Raw genomic sequence first — 18,253 nt, 5'->3', positions numbered from 1 at the left:
CAAGCTCTGCTCATGACCACAGCGAGCTGCGCGGCACGCCCCGCGCCCACCGCCACTGACAACATCATCACGGTCGCCGAACTGCGCGCGGGCGGCATGTCCGAACGCGCGATCCTCACACGCTGCCGGCCGGGCGGCCCCTGGCGACGGCTCATGCCCGGCATCGTCCTACTGGGACCCGGCGAACCGACCCGACAGCAGATACTGCGAGCCGCGACCATGTATCTCGGCAAGGACGGAGTCGTCACGGGCGTCGACGCGCTAGCCGCACACGGACTGGAACTGCCCTTGCCCCGCACGGTGCACGTGCTCGTGCCGGCGTATCGCCGGATCCTGCCTCCGAACTTCATCCTGCTCGAGCGCACGGCCCGGCCGCCCGATCCCGTACTCGTCAACGGGCTGCCATTCGCTCCGCCTGCCCGCGCAGCGCTCGACGCCGCACGCAAGGAGAACGACGCGGACCAGCTGCGTGATCTGCTGTCTCTGCCCATCTACTACGGGTTGTCCGACATCGAGGAGCTCCAGAGCGAGTTGGACGCGGGCAATCAACGTGGCTCGGCCGCGGTACGCGCTGAGCTGCGCCGCATCAGCCGCAACCGCGACACGTTCGTGCACGGTCTGGCCAGGCAGCTCGTCAGGCGCTCGCCGCTGCCGCCCCCGCGATGGGACGTCACCGTGTGCGACTTGCGCGGCCGGCCGATCGGCGCTGTCGACGCCTGGTGGGACGAAGTGGGCATGGGCTGGCAGTTCACTCAGCCAAGGGGCACGAATCCCGAGCGGCATCTCGGTCATCTCGCGCTCACCGCCGCCGGAGTCGTGCTGTTGCGCACGCCGACCGAACGCCTGCGCGTGGACGGCGACGTGATCGTCAAGGAACTCGCGAGTGCCTTCCGCGCCGCGGCGACCCGCACCCGGCCACTGGTGCAGTGTGAGATGCCCGTGGTGGCCGCATGACTGTCACCAATACCCGGCAGGCAGTTTGCCCTCGATGTCACGCAGGTGATCACGTGCGCAGCGGGGACACAACCAGCGGGTCCGCCCGTCCTCTGTCTCACGTACCCAGGCCATCGCGTCCACCGGGCCCGCGGAATCGCGATGGACCCCGCAGACCGAGCACACGGCCGTCGGCTCGGTCATGACCTTCGTCCATGATGGACGGTCCTGGCGTTGAGCAGGAAGAGGTCGTCGCGCGCGCCGAGGTATTCGGGAGACTCCGGGTCGAGGAGTCGCCGCACCGCGTCCCGGTCCCCGTTGCCCAGGCGTTCCTCGGCGATCTCGGCCAGCCAGGTCCATCGCTCGAGCACGAACTCGCGAACCGCCGGTGTCGTGGGCGCGGGATGGTCCACCAGGTAGCTGAACGAACCGACGCCGGTGAGGCCGGCTTTGCCCAGGGCTTCCGTCCAGCCGTAGGGCATCCGCACAGCTCCCTGCATGGTGGCGCGCAACTGCCGGAACCAGGCTTCGTGAGCTGCGGCCAGCCGTTGCTCGAGCCCCGGCTCGCCCACCCCAACGTCCCAGGGCAGGCACCGAGTATCGAGGCCACCCTCGGCCACGGCGAGCAGCCCGCCGGGCGCGAGGGCACGTGCGAGGCGACGCACGGCGAGTTGCTGATCAGGGAGGTGATGCACGACGGCAGAAGCCCAGATGAGGTCGGAGGGCGGGAGAAGGTCGCTCAACTCGACGGTGCCGAGGTCTGCCACGATTGTCTCCACGGCCACCGTGGAACCTCCGGTTTCCCTGGCGGCCTTCTCGGCCGCCGACAGGAGTTCGTCCACGGCGTCCACCAAAATGACGGTGCCGCCACCGCGGCGTCCGAGCTCCCCGGCGAGCGCCGCGCTCATGCCCCCCGCGCCGGACCCCACGTCGACGACTGTCGGCTGAGCCGGCAGCTCGGCAACGAGCCGTGCGGCAACGGAATCGAGCCGGTCGCGTTCGAGGACATCGAGCCTGCGCAGCGAGGAAAGCCGCCCGGCCCAGTCGACGTCGTCGTGCGTATGTGCTGGCACAAGCACATTGAACACCAACGGCGAACGGCGCGTGGGCGGAAGACCGCAGTCCGCTGTCTTCCGCCCACGTCGGTCACTATCGGCTGTAGCGGCGCGACCTCCTCGCCGCCCAGCGGGCCACGCGGTTCCAGCGACGGGCGGCTCTGGCGAGCCGCAGGTCGTGTCGCGGACCGTCGATCGCCCGATGCATGTCCCGTATTCGGGCTCTGGCCAGTTCTTCATGGAGCAACATTCGAAGGGTCTCCTTGTGCATGGTCGGCACACTGCTCGGTCGGTCGAGCACGCCGTAGTTCTTGGCGGTTTGCGGGTAATCCGTCTGCGTGGTCATGCGGCGCTCCGCTGTCCGGCGGTCGCGTGCTCCACCACGGGGTTCTTACGCGGGCGTCCCCGAGGCCGCTTGCGGGCCACGACGGCGCCACGCTCGAAGATCTCGCCGCCCCACACACCCCAGGGCTCCCGTCGCGCAAGCGCACCCGCAAGGCACGCCGAACGGACAGGGCAGTCGCCGCAAAGCACCTTGGCGTGCTCAAGCTCGGCGGGGATCTCCGCGAACCACAGGTCCGCGTTGCCGGATTGGCAGGGCAGGTCGAGGTCTGGCGACGACACGGCGTCGAGCAGCTCTGCGACGCCGGTTGTGCCGGACAGCTCGTCGGGTAGCGCCCCCTCTGACGCGAAGGCGGTTGCCGATGGCATTTCCCGTTCTCCTTTGTGTTGTTGAGGTTTTCCTGTCGGTCCAACAGGTCCTGAAACAGCAAGAAGGCCGCGGATCCGATGTACGGTTCCGCGGCCTTCGTGAGCCTTATCCCTTGACAGGGCTGTCATGGGGATCTCTCACGTGAACGCAACGGAACCCAGGGCTTGTCCTGGATCGGGAACAGAGCGGTCGCCGGACGGAACACCGGGTGCGTGGTCCCGGCGTTGGTGTCAACGGCATCGAGCATGAGAACGCGCCCATCTCGGGCACGAGCGAGCGACTCGAAGTACGGCTGACCAGCCCAGGACACGTTGCTACGCCGGCGCGCGGTCATGACCGTCTGATCGGTGCAGGACAGCGAGGTGCCAGCGGTGCCGCTCAGCTTGATGAGCTTCATCAGGGGGCACCTCCTCTCGCTGTCCGCCGGTTCGCCGCCCCATCGGCAACCGGAATCACGGATGCTCCACCCAGTGACTGCAGGTTATTGCTCTCGTGCCAGCGGGGGCAACTTATTTTTGAGAAGTTCCCCCCAAGTGGCGGAAAAAAGTCCTGAGCTGGGCTTTTGCCTGTCTCGCCGTGTCCGCGCGGCTACTTGCCGTGGCAGTCCCGGACCACGGCCAGCACCTCCGCGCCGAAGCGGTCGAGCTTTGTCGCGCCGATCCCCGAGATCGACACCAGGGCACTGTCGTCGGTAGGTCGTTGCTCCGCGATGGCGACCAGCGTGGCGTCGGTGAACACCACGAAGGCGGGCACCTTCAGTTCTCGGGCTCGCTCGACGCGCCACTCCTTGAGGCGCGCCAGCAGTTCCTCGTCCACGTCGGCAGGACACTTGCCGCAGCGGCCGAGCTTGATCTCCATGGTGGCAATGAGCGGGCCGCCGCAGATTCGGCAGCGCGCCTTGAGCGCCGTCTGCTTCTGCGCCCGGGCGACCCGGGCAGCGGGGTGGTCCTCCGGAATCAGCCCGTAGAGGAACCTGCTCCGCCTCCGGTTGCGCCTGCCGTCGGGGTTGCGCGCCAGCGCCCACGTGAGCGACAGGTACTCCCGGGCTCGGGTGACCCCGACGTAGAAGAGCCTGCGCTCCTCCTCGATGGCCTCGTCGTTCCCGTCGGCATGCTGGATCGGCATCGTGCCCTCGGCGAGACCGACCAGGAAGACGGCGTCCCATTCCAGGCCCTTGGCGGCGTGGAGGGAGGCCAGCGTGACCCCTTCGACCGTGGGTGGATGCTGCGCGGCCGCACGCTGATCGAGTTCCGCGACCAACCGGCCGAGCGTGGCTCCTTCCGTCGTCGCCGCCAACTCCTCGGCGAGCTCCACGAGTGCGAGCAACGCGTCCCAGCGCTCCTTCGCCGCTCCGCCCGAAGGCGGCTGCTCGGTGAGGCCGACGCCTGCCAGTACTCGGCGGACGAGTTCGACGAGGTCACCGTCCGGCTCTCCCGCGGCCGCGGTACGCAGGGCGGCCATCGCCTGGCGCACCTCGCGGCGGGCGAAGAACCGCTCGCCACCGCGGACGAGGTAGGGAATGCCCACTTCGGACAGGGCTTGCTCGTACGCTTCCGACTGCGCGTTGACGCGGTACAGGACGGCGATCTCGCTGGCGGGCACACCGGCGTCACGCAACTCGCGGATGCGGCCCGCGACGGCCGCGGCCTCGGCGACCTCGTCGTCGTACTCGGCGAACCGGGGCGGCGGCCCGTCGGGGCGCTGACCGACGAGGTCCAGCCGCGACCCGGCGGGGCGCCCCCTTGCGGCGCCGATCACACGGTTGGCCAGTGCGACGACCTGTGGCGTGGACCGGTAGTCGCGCTCGAGGCGGACTACGGTCGCCTCCGGGAACCGGCGGGTGAAGTCGAGCAGCGGTCGGGGGGACGCGCCGCCGAAGGAGTAGATCGTCTGGTTGGCGTCCCCCACCACCGTGAGGTCGTCGCGCCCACCCAGCCACGCATCGAGCAGGCGCTGCTGCGCCGGCGTGACGTCCTGGTACTCGTCGACCACGAAGCAGCGGTACCGGTCGCGGAACTCCTCGGCGACGGCCTTGTGTTCCTCGAGCGCGGCGGTGGTGTGCAGGAGCAGGTCGTCGAAGTCGAGGAGCTGAGCGTTGTTCTTGAGCTGCTCGTAGGTGCGGTACAGCTCGGCGAGGCGGCCGGGCGCCTCCGGCACGTCCCGGTTCAGCCGGGAGACCACGGCCGGGTAGTCGTCGGGGCTGACGAGCGACGCCTTCGCCCATTCGATCTCGCTCGCCAGGTCGCGCAGCACCTCCACCTCGGTGGGCATGCCGAGCCGGTTCGCGGCCTGACCCACGAGCCGGAGCTTGTTCCCCTCGATCAGGTCCCACTGCCGATCGCCGACCACCCGCGGCCAGAAGTAGCGGAGCTGACGAAGGGCGGCAGCGTGGAACGTGCGGGCCTGGGCGGCCTCCACGCCGAGCTGCCGCAGCCGTGTGCGCATCTCCCCGGCGGCACGCGCGGTGAACGTGACGGCAAGGACCTGGCCTGCGGATACATGTCCGGAGCGGACGAGGTGGGCGATGCGGTGGGTGATGGTCCTGGTCTTGCCCGTACCGGCTCCGGCAAGCACGCACACCGGTCCCCTCGGGGCGGTTGCGGCTGCCCGTTGTTCGGGGTCGAGTCCCTCGAGCAGGTCCGGACGACGGTTCGACTCAAGCGCGCTACCCACGGCCGCATCCTCGCAGAGGGGACCGACAGAGCCGCGTCCGCCTGGCCGCCCGTATCCTGGTTGATTATGGCGGAGAAGCTGGACAAAGAGGCTGCCAAGCAAGCCAAGAAGGAGAAGCGCGCGGCCAGCAAGGCCAAGCGCGGACAGATCTTCCAAGCGTTCAAGATGCAACGCAAGGAGGACAAGGCCCTGATCCCGTGGATGCTGGGGTCTTTCCTGGTCGTCGCGGGTATCACGTTCGGGATCGGGTGGCTCCTCGGCATCCAGTGGCTGCTGCTGCCGATCGGCATCATGCTCGGCCTCCTGGCGGCGGTGATCATCTTCGGGCGCCGGGTCCAGAAGAACGTCTTCAGCAAGGCGGAGGGCCAGCCGGGCGCCGCGGCGTGGGCCTTGGACAACCTGCGCGGACGCTGGCGGGTGACCCAGACCGTGGCGGCGACGACACAGCTCGACGCCGTGCACCGTGTGCTGGGCGGGCCGGGCGTGATCCTGGTGGCGGAGGGAGCGCCGCACCGCGTGAAGAACCTGCTCGCGCAGGAGAAGAAGCGGATCTCCCGCCTCGTCGGTGAGACGCCGATCTACGACATCACCGTCGGCAACGACGAAGGCCAGGTTCCGCTGCGGAAGCTGCAGAACTACATGATGAAGCTGCCGCGCAACCTCAAGCCCCGCCAGATCGACGCACTGGAGGCGAAGCTCGCCGCGCTCGGCAACCGGGGCGCCGCGCTGCCGAAGGGCCCGATGCCGCAGGGCGCGAAGATGCGCAACGTCCAGCGCACCATCCGCCGCCGCTGACCCTCCTCCGCCTCGCCCTGACCTTCCGCTCTGGGTGAGCGAGGGAGCTTTGCTCTCGTTCTGCGCGAGCAAAGCTCCCTCGCTCACCGCGACGACGCAGAAACTGTCGGTGGCCGTCGGCATCATGGGCGCGTGGTACGAAGACGCGTGTTCGAGCCCGATGACCTGCGGCAACGCTTTCCCGGAGACGTCGCCCCGCGGGCGGCCCTGGTTGCCCTCGGTATGTCTCACTCCGCCATCTCCCGGCGTTGTCGCGCAAATGGACCATGGCGCAGGCTCATCCCGGGCGTCGTCATGCTCACCAACGGCACACCCACTCGCCATCAGCTCGATCGGGCCGCACTCGTGCACGCAGGCGCCGGCGCGATGATCACCGGCGTCGAAGCCGCCCGCATCCACGGCATCCGCCGACTGCCCTCGGAGTCGCGGGTACACGTGCTCATTCCGCACGAGCGCCGCGTCGCCACGCGTGACTTCGCCGTCGTGGAACGCACGATCCACCTTCCCGAGGCGATCATGATCAACGGCCTGCCGGTTGCTCCCCTCGCCCGCGCGCTGATCGACGCGGCGCACCGGATGGACAAGCTGAGCGACGTGCGCGCGATGATCACCGACGCCGTCCAGCGGCAGCTCTGCCATCCCCGGGAGCTACGGCACGAACTCGAGCAGGGCACGACCATCGGCTCCGCACTGCCTCGCGTCGTGATCGAGGAGATGGATCGCGGCGTCCGCGAGGCCGCACGCGCATGGGCCTCGCAGGTCGGAGAGCAGAGCAAGCTGCCAGAGCCTCAGTGGAACGTCGAGATCCGCGATGGCTCCGGCGCGTTGCTCGGCGTCACGGACGCCTACTGGCCGGACATCGGCCTCGCCTGGGCGGTCGATGCGCCAGACTTCCGTCTCGATCCCACCGGCTACGGCAGGGCGGCCCGGGAACGCACCAGGCTGGCGGCGGCGGGCGTGGTCGTCGTGCACACTCCACCCGTACAGCTGCGCAAGAATCCGGCGGCCGTGGTCGCCGACCTGCGCGCCGGCTACGTGCGAGCCGTCAACAGGCCGCCGCCCGATGTGCGGACAAGGCTGAGTCGCGCCGCGGCCTGACCTCGGTCAGCGCAGCCGGACCACAACCGTGCCGGTCAGCCGGTCGTGCCAGCCGCGGTTGTCGGCGTTCCGTACGGCCGCCGGCAGGATGAGGAAGGTCAACGCACCGCGGACGACCGCTCGCCACAGTCCGGGTATGCCGGCTCCGTCGAGCCTCCCGACCCGGATGCCGCATGCGGCCATACCTGGGGTGAAACCGAAGAACGCGGCGGGCACCATCGTGATCGCGGCCCAGACTGCGAGTGACCACAGGTTGTACTCCTGCATCACGGCCACATTCGAGTAGTCGGGACGGACGAAAATAGCGGTGAGGAGCGACGCCACGATCAGGTCGACCACGAGCGCGAGAAAGCGGCGCCCACTCCCCGCGGCCGCTCCGGGACCGTCCTCGGGCAGGCCCAGGCCCTCACCCGGCCACCGTGGGGGTTCTCGGTCGGCAGTCTCACCAGCTGCGGCAAGCGACGTAAGCCACTCTCCGGTCCATCTAGCCACCTGACCAGGGTATGTCGCTGGCGTCACCGACATGGCGCCTGGTCTCCTATCCGATACATGCGATATCCGCCCACCCGTTAACACCGGCGAAACATTCGGGTGACGGTCGGGCAACACCGCGCTTCTAGCGTGAGCCGAAGTGAGTACTGCCGCACGAGCCCGAACATGAAGGAGTCACCGAGGGTGTCCACTACTCCAGACGATGTCCTGCGTCTGATCGCCGACGAGGACGTGCAATTTGTCGACGTGAGGTTCTGTGACCTGCCGGGCATCATGCAGCACTTCACCGTCCCGGCCAAGGCTTTCGACGCGGAAGCGTTCGAAGAGGGTCTCGCCTTCGACGGCTCCTCGGTGCGCGGCTTCCAGTCGATTCACGAGTCGGACATGCTGCTGCTGCCGGACGCCGCTACCGCGCGTATCGACCCGTTCCGGAAGCACAAGACCCTGTCGCTGAACTTCTTCGTGCACGACCCGTTCACGCGCGAGGCCTACAGCCGCGACCCTCGTAACATCGCGCGTAAGGCCGAGCAGTACGTCGCCGAGTCCGGCATCGCCGACACGGTGTTCTTCGGTCCCGAGGCCGAGTTCTACACGTTCGACTCGGTGCGCTTCGACTCGTCCGAGAACGGCAGCTTCCACGAGATCGACTCGGTCGAGGGCTGGTGGAACACGGGCCGCGAGGAAGAGGGCGGCAACAAGGGCTACAAGACCAGGTTCAAGGGTGGCTACTTCCCCGTGCCGCCGGTCGACCACTTCGCCGACCTGCGCGACGACATCGTCGCCAACCTGGTCGCCTCGGGTTTCGAGATCGAGCGCGCCCACCACGAGGTCGGCACCGCCGGCCAGGCGGAGATCAACTACAAGTTCAACACACTGCTGCACGCTGCGGACGACCTGCAGCTGTTCAAGTACATCGTGAAGAACACCGCCTTCGCCCAGGGCAAGACGGCCACGTTCATGCCGAAGCCGCTGTTCGGCGACAACGGCTCGGGCATGCACTGCCACCAGTCGCTGTGGAAGGACGGCGAGCCGCTGTTCTACGACGAGTCCGGTTACGCGGGCCTGTCCGACACGGCGCGCCACTACATCGGCGGCATACTGGCTCACGCCCCGAGCCTGCTGGCTTTCACCAACCCGACCGTGAACTCGTACCACCGGCTCGTGCCCGGCTTCGAGGCTCCGGTCAGCCTGGTGTACTCGCAGCGCAACCGCTCCGCCTGCGTGCGTATCCCGATCACCGGGAACAACGCGAAGGCCAAGCGCATCGAGTTCCGTTGCCCCGACTCGTCGGGTAACCCGTACCTGGCGTTCGCGGCGATGATGATGGCGGGCCTCGACGGCATCAAGAACAAGATCGAGCCGGCGGAGCCGATCGACAAGGACCTCTACGAACTGCCGCCCGAGGAGGCCAAGAACGTCAAGCTGGTGCCGGGCGACCTGGGCACCGTGCTCGACACCTTGGAAGCCGACCACGACTTCCTGCTCGAGGGTGGCGTGTTCACCTCCGACGTGATCGACACGTGGATCAGCTTCAAGCGGGAGCACGAGATCGACCCGCTGCGCCTGCGCCCGCACCCGTACGAGTTCGCGCTCTACTACGACGTGTGATCTTGCGGTAGCGATACGAAGCCACGCCGGCGGCGGGGAGTGGAAACACCCTCGCCGTCGGCGTTTCTTTGTGCGCAGATTTCAGCCGCCGAAGATGTTCAGGTCGACGCCCGCCTCTGCGAAGCGCTTGCGCGGCTCGGCCACGAGCTTGCGCCGGTCGAGGTCCATGAGGCCGAGGGTGCACGTGATCTCGGCCGACAGTGTGCCGTCGGCCTTGTAGATGTTGGAATCCATCCGGAAGGTCTTGCCTTCGCCGAACTTGGCCTCACAGGTCACGTCGACGACCTCGCCGTACCGCAGCTCGCGGCGGAAGCTGATGTGGGATTCCAGCATGACGGTGGCCAGCCGCGCCGCGTCCAGTCCCCCGTTGGCCGCTCCGGCGGCCTCGGCGAGTGAGGTTCGGGCGACCTCGGCGTACTGGTGGTAGACGGCGTGGTTGACGTGGCCCAGGCTGTCGAGTTCGTACTGCCGCACCTTGATCTGGACCCGGAAGGGTTCGCGCTCAGTCACAGCCTCACCATAGGTTTCCCGGCCATGCGACGTCCCACCAAGGTGAGCAAGGGAGCTTTGCTCTCGTCTGGCGGGAGCAAAGCTCCCTTGCTCGCTGCTGGGCGAGGTGGTGAGGGCTCCGTTCGCGCCGCGAAGGCGTCAGCTTTCGTAGAAGAGGCGCTCGACAACGGCGTGGGCGCGGCGGGTCGTCCGTCGGTACGCGTCGAGGAACTCGCCGGGGTCGTCGTCGGCCGCGTAGCCGAACACCCTCGCCACGGCCGCGAGTTCCCGGCCCGACGTCGGCAGTTGGTCGACAGCCTTGCCCCGGACCAGCATCGCCACGTTGCGGGCACGTGTCGCCAGCAGCCATGAGTCGAGCAACGAGCCGACGTCCTCGGCGTCGGCCAGCCCGGCGTCGGCCAGCGCTTGCAACGCGGCCGGTGTCGACGGGGTGCGCAGGGTGTCCACTTCGTGGGCGTGCCGCAGCTGCATCAACTGGACCGTCCACTCGACGTCCGCCAGCCCACCCCGGCCGAGCTTGGCGTGAGTGGTCGGGTCGGCGCCCCTGGGCATCCGTTCTGTGTCCACTCGCGCCTTGATCCTGCGCACCTCGCGCACTTTCGTGGCGTCGAGCCCGCCTGCCGGGTAACGCACCGGGTCGATGTCCGCGATGAACCGCTCGCCGAGGCCCTCGTCGCCGGCGACGAACCGAGCCCGCAGCAGCGCCTGTGCCTCCCACACCTCGCCCCACCTCACGTAGTAGGCGCGATACGAGTCGAGCGTGCGCACGAGCGGGCCACTGCGGCCCTCCGGGCGCAGGTTGGCGTCCACCTCCAGCGCCGGGTCTTGCGTTGGCGCACCGAGCACCTCCCGGACCGTCTCGGCCACTGAGGTGGCGAACTTCAGAGCCTCCGCGTCGCTCGCCCCGTCGTTCTTGTCGCAGACGAAGAGCACGTCGGCGTCCGATCCGTACCCGAGTTCCTGGCCGCCCAGCCGCCCCATCCCGACCACAGCGATCTTCGCCGGCTCGCTGCCCACCTCGGCGGACCGTTGACGGATCGCCGCGGCCAGCGCGCTCTGCAGCACCGCTCCCCACACCGAGGACAGCGCCGCGCAGACAGCGGGTACGTCGAGCAGACCGAGCAGGTCCGCACAGGCCACACGCAGGAGTTCGTGTCGACGTAGCGACCTGGCAGCGGCGACGGACGCCTTGAGACCGGGCTGCCTGCGTGCCGCGGCACGCAGGGAACCCGCCACCTCTAGCGGTGAACGGCCGGCCAGTCGCTCGGTCTCGCCCAGCAGCTGCAGGATCTCGGGCGCGCGCACGAGCAGGTCCGGCACGAGCCGGGAGGTCCCCAGCAGGAACGCCAGGTGCTCGACCACGGCGGCCTCGTCCCGCAGGACACGGAGGTACCACGGCGTGTCGGCGAGCGCCTCGGAGACACGGCGGTAGGCGAGCAGACCACCGTCGGGGTCGGTGGTGTCGGCGAGCAGGTCGAGCAGCACCGGCAGCAGGGTCTGCTGGATCGCGGCACGACGCGAGACGCCGGACGTCAACGCCTGGATGTGCCTCAGCGCGCCGTCGGGTGCGGCATAGCCGAGCGCGGCCAGACGGCTCTCGGCCTGGGAGGTCGTCAGTCGCAGCGCCGCGGTGGGGACGCGGGCGACGGCGTCCAGCAGCGGCCGGTAGAACAGCTTCTCGTGCAGCCTGCGGATTCGCTGCGCGTGCCTGCGGAACTCGGCGACGAGGATGTCGCTCTCCGACCTGTCCCGCCTCGGCGCGACACCGCTCGCCCGCGCCAGCCAGCGCAGCTGTGCGGTGTCCTCGTACTCAGGGAAGAGGTGGGTACGACGGAGGGCCCGCAGCTGCAGCCGGTGCTCCATCGTGCGCAGGAACTCATAGGAGGCCCGCAGCTCGGCGGCGTCGGCGCGCCCGACATACCCTCCCCTGCCGAGCGCTTCCAGCGCCTCCATCGTGGAGGCCGACCGTAGTTCCGCGTCCGCCCGCCCGTGCACCAGTTGTAGCAGCTGGACGGCGAACTCGACGTCGCGCAGTCCTCCGATGCCGAGTTTCAGTTCCCGATCGGCGATCTCGGAGGGCACATGCCGCTCGACCCGGCGGCGCATCTGCTGAACGTCCGTGACGAAGTTCTCCCGCTCCGCCGCCGACCACACCATCGGCGCGATCAACTCGGCGTAGCGACGGCCGAGCTCGGCATCACCGGCGGCAGGGCGTGCCTTGAGCAGAGCCTGGAACTCCCAGGTGCGTGCCCACTTCCTGTAGTAGGCCTCGTGCCCCTCGAGGGTTCGCACGAGCGCACCTGCCTTGCCCTCGGGACGCAGAGCGGCGTCGACCTCGAAACAAGCATGGCCGACGACGCGCATCATCGTGGTGGCCAGGCGAGTCGCGACCTGCAGGTCGCCCTCGCCGACGAACACGACGTCGACGTCGCTGACGTAGTTGAGTTCACGGCCGCCGCATTTGCCCATCGCGATGACTGCCAGTACCGCTTCGTCCGAAGACGCGACCTCCTGCCCGGCGACAACGAGGCCCGCTCGCAGGGACGCGTCGGCGAGCTCGGTGAGCGCGTTCGTGATCTCGGCGAAGGAGGGCTGGTCGAGTCCGGTTTCAACGAGATGACCAACGTCGACGGCGGCGATCTCCATGAGCAGGGCACGGTAGGCCTTGCGTAGCGCCTGCTCCGCCTCCCGGCCCGTGAGCACCTGTTCGGTGGGCTGGACGGCCGCGAGCAGTTCGTCGCTGTAGTCGGCGACCGGGGTGCAGGCCGTGGCGGTGAGGCGTCGCCACTCTCCGGGCGAGCCGACGAGGAAGTCGGCAACGGCCGTCGACGTGCCCAGCACGGCCAGTAGGCGCCCGCGCAGCGTCGCGTCGTCGCGGATGGCATTGGAGAGCTCAGGCCAACGCTCCTCGTCGGCTTCGCGGAGTCGGTCGACCGCACGCAGTGCGAGATCGGGATCGGGGGCGCGGGAGAACGCGGCGAGTACCTGCTGCACTCCCTCGGCCGGTCCCGCGTCGTTCCACCAGCCAGCAGCGCGAAGGTGATCCTCGGCTCGGTCGTCGGTGAAGCCGAACCTCGCCGCGGACGCGCGCGGCCGAACGCTCTCTACCATCGATCCTCACCGTAGCCGTATCAGCGAACGGACACCTCGCGACAGCCACCAAGCGGGAGCAAGGGAGCTTTGCTCTCGTCTGGCGGGAGCAAAGCTCCCTTGCTCCCCATGTTTCAGGGTCAGGCGAGGGGGAGGGTGCGGCGCTTGTCGGCGGCCGGTTGAAGATCGCCTGCCGCCAGGCGGACGAACCGATGCGCGAAGGGGCGCCAGGTCTCCGCGACGTCGGCGTGAACCTCGGTCAGCGCCTCGTCGTCGAAGGTGCCCTCGCGGGCGGTCGCGGCTACGTCCGGAGCGTCAGTCGCCCACTGACGGACGACGGCCGACGTCGTCTCGATGTGGAACTGCACACCGTACGCACAGCTGTTCAGCCGGTACGCCTGGTGCGCATAGCGCGGCGCCGAGGCCAGCAGCTCCGCACCCGGCGGCAGCCGCTCGATCACGTCGGTGTGAAACTGCCACACGTCCTGCATCAACGGCAGGTCCGCGAACAGCGGATCCACCCATGCCGCGTCCTTCTTCGCCACCAGCGCCGGTCCTACTTCCGGACCGTCCGCGCCCCGGACGACCTTGCCGCCCGTCGCGACCGCGAGAAGCTGCGCGCCCAGGCACACCCCGAGCGTGGGCACACCGGTGCCCGCAGCCGTGGCGAGCAGACCGCGAACCTCCGCCAGCCACGGATGCTTCGCGTCCTCCTCGGCGCTCATCCCGCCGCCGAGACACACCAGGCCGTCATAAGCGCCAAGGTTCGAAGGCAACGAGTCCCGTGGCGGCAGTCGCACGTCCAGCTCGGCGCCGGCTTCGCTCAGCCACTCGCCGAGTGGACCAGCCGGATCCGTGACGTCAGGCTGGATTACCAGCAGTCGTGGTGTGCTCACGTTTCCAGCCTACGGGGCGGCGGTCGTCGTGAAGACGAACTCCGGGTGCTCTTCCTTCTTCTCGAAGCCCATCCGCTGGTAGATCCGATTCGAGATCGGATTCGCACGGTCCGCGAAGAGCACGATGTGGCGAACCCCGCCAGCACGGACGAGCTGTGATACGGCAGCGGTGACCGCGGACGCATAGCCGCGTCCTCGAAGCTCCGGCGGGGTGTAGACGTAGCTGATCCGCGACATGCCGCATTCCGGTTCCCGCGCGGTCGCCATGGCCACGGGCTCACCCGCAACCCACCACAGGCCGCACGTGGTTCCTTCGGCGATGAGCTCGGCGACGGCCGCGGAGGCCTCGGGGCGCCGAAGTCGCATTCCTGCCTCTTGCGCGAAGGCCTGCCGCCACTCGGCGATGCGTTCGGCATCGTCGACAGTCGCCGGCCGGAACTGCCCGTCGACCCGCTGTGGCGACGTGAGCACGTCCCCCAGTTCGTAGAGCCACTGGCTCGATGACTCCTCGGCGGTCACGTCAGTGACCGAACACCACGCCTCGGCGAAGGACTCGACCTCGAGCCGGGGCCCACGAACGCTTCGGAGCGTTGCGCCTGCTGACGCGACCGCCTCCGCGGTCTGCCGGGCGGCGGTCGCCGGAACTCCGCTGACGGTGGCCGGGAACGGCGGATCCCAGACGAACGCACCCACAACCCGATCGGCCGCCGTGACCGTGGCCAGGGCTCCTGCCTTTCCAGCGGACTCCACGCTACGCAGAGCGGTGAGGGCTGCGGTGTGTCGCACCGGGTCAGCGGCGTAGAACGGTCGCGCCAACTCGGCGAATTCCCGAGTATCGGTGTGCACGGTGACGGTGGCATCCACCCGGTCACCTTGTCAGCGAGCTTCGTCAGAAGTCCAGCAAATAAAAAGAAACCCCAGAGGAGGTGGGAGGGAATCCTCGACCAACCTGCTCTGGGGTTTCTTCTATTAAGTTGAGTTCGGCGGTGTCCTACTCTCCCACACCCCCACGGGTGCAGTACCATCGGCGCTGGTGGGCTTAGCTTCCGGGTTCGGAATGGGACCGGGCGTGACCCCACCGCTATAACCACCGAAACACTGGTGAAACAACCACACTCTCTTCACTTATCAGGGCGTGTGGTGTTTCAGAATCGTAGAGTGAGTGCGTAGCAGCTTTGTGGGCAAGTCCTCGGCCGATTAGTACCAGTCCACTCAAAAACACGTTACCGTGCGTCCATGTCTGGCCTATCAACCCAGTGGTCTACTGGGAGCCTTAACCCACAAGGGGTGGGAGACCTCATCTAGGAACAGGCTTCCCGCTTAGATGCCTTCAGCGGTTATCCCTTCCGAACGTAGCCAACCAGCCATGCCACTGGCGTGACAACTGGCATACCAGAGGTTCGTCCGTCCCGGTCCTCTCGTACTAGGGACAGCCTTCCGCAAGTCTCCTACGCGCGCGGCGGATAGGGACCGAACTGTCTCACGACGTTCTAAACCCAGCTCGCGTGCCGCTTTAATGGGCGAACAGCCCAACCCTTGGGACCTACTCCGGCCCCAGGATGCGACGAGCCGACATCGAGGTGCCAAACCATGCCGTCGATATGGACTCTTGGGCAAGATCAGCCTGTTATCCCCGGGGTACCTTTTATCCGTTGAGCGACACCCCTTCCACCAGGAGGTGCCGGATCACTAGTCCCTGCTTTCGCACCTGCTCGACCCGTCAGTCTCACAGTCAAGCTCCCTTGTGCACTTACACTCAACACCTGATTGCCAACCAGGCTGAGGGAACCTTTGGGCGCCTCCGTTACCCTTTAGGAGGCAACCGCCCCAGTTAAACTACCCACCAGGCACTGTCCCTGAACCGGATCACGGTCCGAAGTTAGATTCCCAGCACGACCAGAGTGGTATTTCAACAACGACTCCACCAACACTAGCGTGTCAGCTTCACAGTCTCCCACCTATCCTACACAAGCCGAACCGAAAACCAATACCAAGCTATAGTAAAGGTCCCGGGGTCTTTCCGTCCTGCCGCGCGAAACGAGCATCTTTACTCGTAGTGCAATTTCGCCGGGCCTGTGGTTGAGACAGCCGGAAAGTCGTTACGCCATTCGTGCAGGTCGGAACTTACCCGACAAGGAATTTCGCTACCTTAGGATGGTTATAGTTACCACCGCCGTTTACTGGCGCTTAAATTCTCAGCTTCACCCCACAAAAGGGGTTAACCGGTCCTCTTAACGTTCCAGCACCGGGCAGGCGTCAGTCCATATACATCGACTTGCGTCTTCGCATGGACCTGTGTTTTTAGTAAACAGTCGCTTTCCGCTGGTCTCTGCGGCCACTCCCACCTAGCCCGAACAAGGCTTCAGCAGGCTTGGCCCCCCTTCTCCCGAAGTTACGGGGGCAATTTGCCGAGTTCCTTAACCACAGTTCACCCGATCGCCTTAGTATTCTCTACCTGACCACCTGTGTCGGTTTGGGGTACGGGCCACACATGCACTCGCTAGAGGCTTTTCTCGGCAGCAGAGGATCACCCTACTTCACCACAAACGGCTACGCATCACGCCTCACCCTCGTCATCCAAGACAGCAGAACGGATTTCCCTATCCTGCGGGCCACACGCTTACACCAGTATCACCACTGACTGGCGGGGCTACCTTCCTGCGTCACCCCATCGCTTGACTACTACAGGATCAGGCCCCACGCTCACCAACACCACCACTCCGAAGAGCGGCAATGCGGCTCGGGTGGTTAGTATCCCCTGCCTCGCCAGGGACGCACACACGCGGGTACGGGAATATCAACCCGTTGTCCATCGACTACGCCTGTCGGCCTCGCCTTAGGTCCCGACTTACCCTGGGCGGAACAACCTGGCCCAGGAACCCTTGGTCATCCGGCGGCAGAGATTCTCACTCTGCATTCGCTACTCATGCCTGCATTCTCACTCCCACACCCTCCACAACTCGCTCACGCGGCCGCTTCTCTGGATGCAGGACGCTCCCCTACCCACCCACACGACTAGATGCCCCTCCCAAAGAGGAACACCGATCAATGTGTGAGTGACACAGCTTCGGCGGTGTGCTTAAGCCCCGCTACATTGTCGGCGCAGAACCACTTGACCAGTGAGCTATTACGCACTCTTTCAAGGATGGCTGCTTCTAAGCCAACCTCCTGGTTGTCTCAGCGACTCCACATCCTTTCCCACTGAGCACACACTTAGGGGCCTTAGCTGGCGTTCTGGGCTGTTTCCCTCTCGACGACGAAGCTTATCCCCCGCCGTCTCACTGCCGCACTCTCACACACCCGTATTCGGAGTTTGGTTGACTTCGGTAACCCGGTAAGGCCCCTAGGCCACCCAGTAGCTCTACCCCAGGTGTGAAACATACGACGCTGCACCTAAATGCATTTCGGGGAGAACCAGCTATCACGGAGTTTGATTGGCCTTTCACCCCTACCCACAACTCATCCCCCAGGTTTTCAACCCTGGTGGGTTCGGCCCTCCACACCGTCTTACCGGCGCTTCAGCCTGGCCATGGGTAGATCACTCCGCTTCGGGTCTCGACCACGCAACTCACACGCCCTCTTCAGACTCGCTTTCGCTACGGCTACCCCACACGGGTTAACCTCGCCACGCAGCACGAACTCGCAGGCTCATTCTTCAAAAGGCACGCCATCACAACGACCAGCATTGCTCTGACGGCTTGCAGGCACACGGTTTCAGGTACTCTTTCACTCCCCTCCCGGGGTACTTTTCATCTTTCCCTCACGGTACTCGTCCGCTATCGGTCACCAGGAAGTATTTAGGCTTACCGGGTGGTCCCGGCAGATTCACAGCAAATTCCACGAGCTCGCTGCTACTCGGGAACACCATTCCAGACACGCCCATGCAGTTTTCACGTACGGGACTCTCACCCACTCCGGCCGCTCATCCCAAAGCGTTCCGCTAACCACACAACGCATCCCCAGGAGTGTCAGCCCCTGGCAAACAGGTCCCACAACCCCGCACACACAACACCTGACAGCTTGACATGCGCACGGTTTAGCCTCCTCCGCTTTCGCTCGCCACTACTCACGGAATCACACTTGTTTTCTCTTCCTACGGGTACTGAGATGTTTCACTTCCCCGCGTTCCCTCCACACACCCTATACATTCAGGTGCGGGTGACACCTCATAACAGGTGCCGGGTTACCCCATTCGGACACCCTCGGATCACAGCTCGGTTGACAGCTCCCCGAGGCTTATCGCAGCCTCCCACGTCCTTCATCGGCCCCTAGTGCCCAGACATCCACCATGTGCCCTACACAACTTGACCACAAAGATGCTCGCACTCACTCTACAATTCTCAAACACCACACCAAAAGCAACACCACCGTGCTGCCTCAGGACCCAACAG

Annotated in this window: 14 protein-coding genes and 2 rRNA genes; 4 read left to right on the top strand and 12 right to left on the bottom strand. The window is 66.5% G+C overall.

All coding sequences use genetic code 11. From position 1 onward, the window contains the following. Positions 1-12 precede the first annotated feature (12 nt). Entirely contained in the window at positions 13-954 is a 942-nt protein-coding gene (locus DI005_RS34965) for a hypothetical protein (RefSeq protein ID WP_113644924.1), read from the top strand. Positions 955-1,133: 179 nt separating this feature from the next. Here DI005_RS34965 and DI005_RS34955 read toward each other — a convergent pair whose 3' ends face one another. The 5 genes from DI005_RS34955 to DI005_RS34940 form a co-directional block, all read right to left on the bottom strand. Continuing rightward, on the bottom strand, positions 1,134-2,006 hold the full coding sequence (locus DI005_RS34955) for a trans-aconitate 2-methyltransferase (RefSeq protein ID WP_113644923.1): 873 nt from the start codon (positions 2,004-2,006) through the stop codon (positions 1,134-1,136). 76 nt (positions 2,007-2,082) lie between these two features. After that, the gene (locus tag DI005_RS38075) at positions 2,083-2,334 is read right to left on the bottom strand and encodes a hypothetical protein (RefSeq protein WP_137097301.1); all 252 of its coding nucleotides are present in this window, start codon (positions 2,332-2,334) and stop codon (positions 2,083-2,085) included. Then, on the bottom strand, positions 2,331-2,699 hold the full coding sequence (locus tag DI005_RS34950; RefSeq protein WP_113644922.1) for a WhiB family transcriptional regulator: 369 nt from the start codon (positions 2,697-2,699) through the stop codon (positions 2,331-2,333). Before DI005_RS34950 ends, DI005_RS38075 begins: the two co-directional genes overlap by 4 nt. 125 nt (positions 2,700-2,824) lie before the next feature. After that, entirely contained in the window at positions 2,825-3,097 is a 273-nt protein-coding gene (locus DI005_RS34945; RefSeq protein ID WP_112276633.1) for a hypothetical protein, read from the bottom strand. Between the two features lie 191 nt (positions 3,098-3,288). Next, positions 3,289-5,373, bottom strand: coding sequence for an ATP-dependent helicase (locus DI005_RS34940; RefSeq protein WP_113644921.1), 2,085 nt, complete (start codon positions 5,371-5,373; stop codon positions 3,289-3,291). Positions 5,374-5,439: 66 nt separating this feature from the next. Here DI005_RS34940 and DI005_RS34935 point away from each other — a divergent pair, with 66 nt between their 5' ends. Both DI005_RS34935 and DI005_RS34930 read left to right on the top strand, forming a co-directional pair. After that, positions 5,440-6,168 carry a DUF4191 domain-containing protein gene (locus DI005_RS34935; protein WP_112276637.1) on the top strand — a complete coding sequence of 243 codons (729 nt, stop codon included), beginning with the start codon at positions 5,440-5,442 and terminating at the stop codon, positions 6,166-6,168. Positions 6,169-6,300: 132 nt separating this feature from the next. Continuing rightward, positions 6,301-7,266, top strand: coding sequence for a hypothetical protein (locus DI005_RS34930; RefSeq protein ID WP_113644920.1), 966 nt, complete (start codon positions 6,301-6,303; stop codon positions 7,264-7,266). A gap of 6 nt (positions 7,267-7,272) precedes the next feature. Here DI005_RS34930 and DI005_RS34925 read toward each other — a convergent pair whose 3' ends face one another. Continuing rightward, the gene (locus DI005_RS34925; RefSeq protein ID WP_112276639.1) at positions 7,273-7,758 is read right to left on the bottom strand and encodes an RDD family protein; all 486 of its coding nucleotides are present in this window, start codon (positions 7,756-7,758) and stop codon (positions 7,273-7,275) included. A gap of 183 nt (positions 7,759-7,941) precedes the next feature. On the opposite strand from DI005_RS34925, the gene glnA reads away from it, so the two are divergent. Beyond that, positions 7,942-9,366: a type I glutamate--ammonia ligase gene (gene glnA, locus DI005_RS34920; RefSeq protein WP_112276655.1), complete on the top strand. Its 1,425-nt coding sequence runs from the start codon at positions 7,942-7,944 to the stop codon at positions 9,364-9,366. A gap of 81 nt (positions 9,367-9,447) precedes the next feature. Here the strand turns inward: glnA and DI005_RS34915 are convergent, their stop codons facing one another. The 6 genes from DI005_RS34915 to DI005_RS34890 all read right to left on the bottom strand — a co-directional run bounded on the left by DI005_RS34915 (position 9,448) and on the right by DI005_RS34890 (position 18,172). Then, positions 9,448-9,876, bottom strand: coding sequence for a thioesterase family protein (locus tag DI005_RS34915; protein WP_112276641.1), 429 nt, complete (start codon positions 9,874-9,876; stop codon positions 9,448-9,450). 138 nt (positions 9,877-10,014) lie between these two features. Continuing rightward, on the bottom strand, positions 10,015-12,987 hold the full coding sequence (locus DI005_RS34910) for a bifunctional [glutamine synthetase] adenylyltransferase/[glutamine synthetase]-adenylyl-L-tyrosine phosphorylase (RefSeq protein ID WP_113644919.1): 2,973 nt from the start codon (positions 12,985-12,987) through the stop codon (positions 10,015-10,017). 119 nt (positions 12,988-13,106) lie between these two features. Then, complete coding sequence (locus DI005_RS34905) at positions 13,107-13,862, bottom strand: type 1 glutamine amidotransferase (protein ID WP_113644918.1); 756 nt, start codon at positions 13,860-13,862, stop codon at positions 13,107-13,109. 9 nt (positions 13,863-13,871) lie between these two features. Then, entirely contained in the window at positions 13,872-14,726 is an 855-nt protein-coding gene (locus DI005_RS34900) for a GNAT family N-acetyltransferase (protein ID WP_113644917.1), read from the bottom strand. Between the two features lie 114 nt (positions 14,727-14,840). Beyond that, positions 14,841-14,957, bottom strand: a 5S ribosomal RNA gene (gene rrf, locus DI005_RS34895). Positions 14,958-15,039: 82 nt separating this feature from the next. Further along, positions 15,040-18,172 (bottom strand): 23S ribosomal RNA (locus DI005_RS34890). Positions 18,173-18,253: the final 81 nt, after the last annotated feature.

Origin of the sequence: Prauserella sp. PE36 (genome assembly GCF_003311655.1) — a bacterium.
Classification (GTDB): Bacteria; Actinomycetota; Actinomycetes; order Mycobacteriales; family Pseudonocardiaceae; genus Prauserella_A; species Prauserella_A endophytica.
The sequence above is the reverse complement of the archived record's forward strand: the minus strand, read 5'-3'. Positions and strand labels throughout refer to the sequence as shown.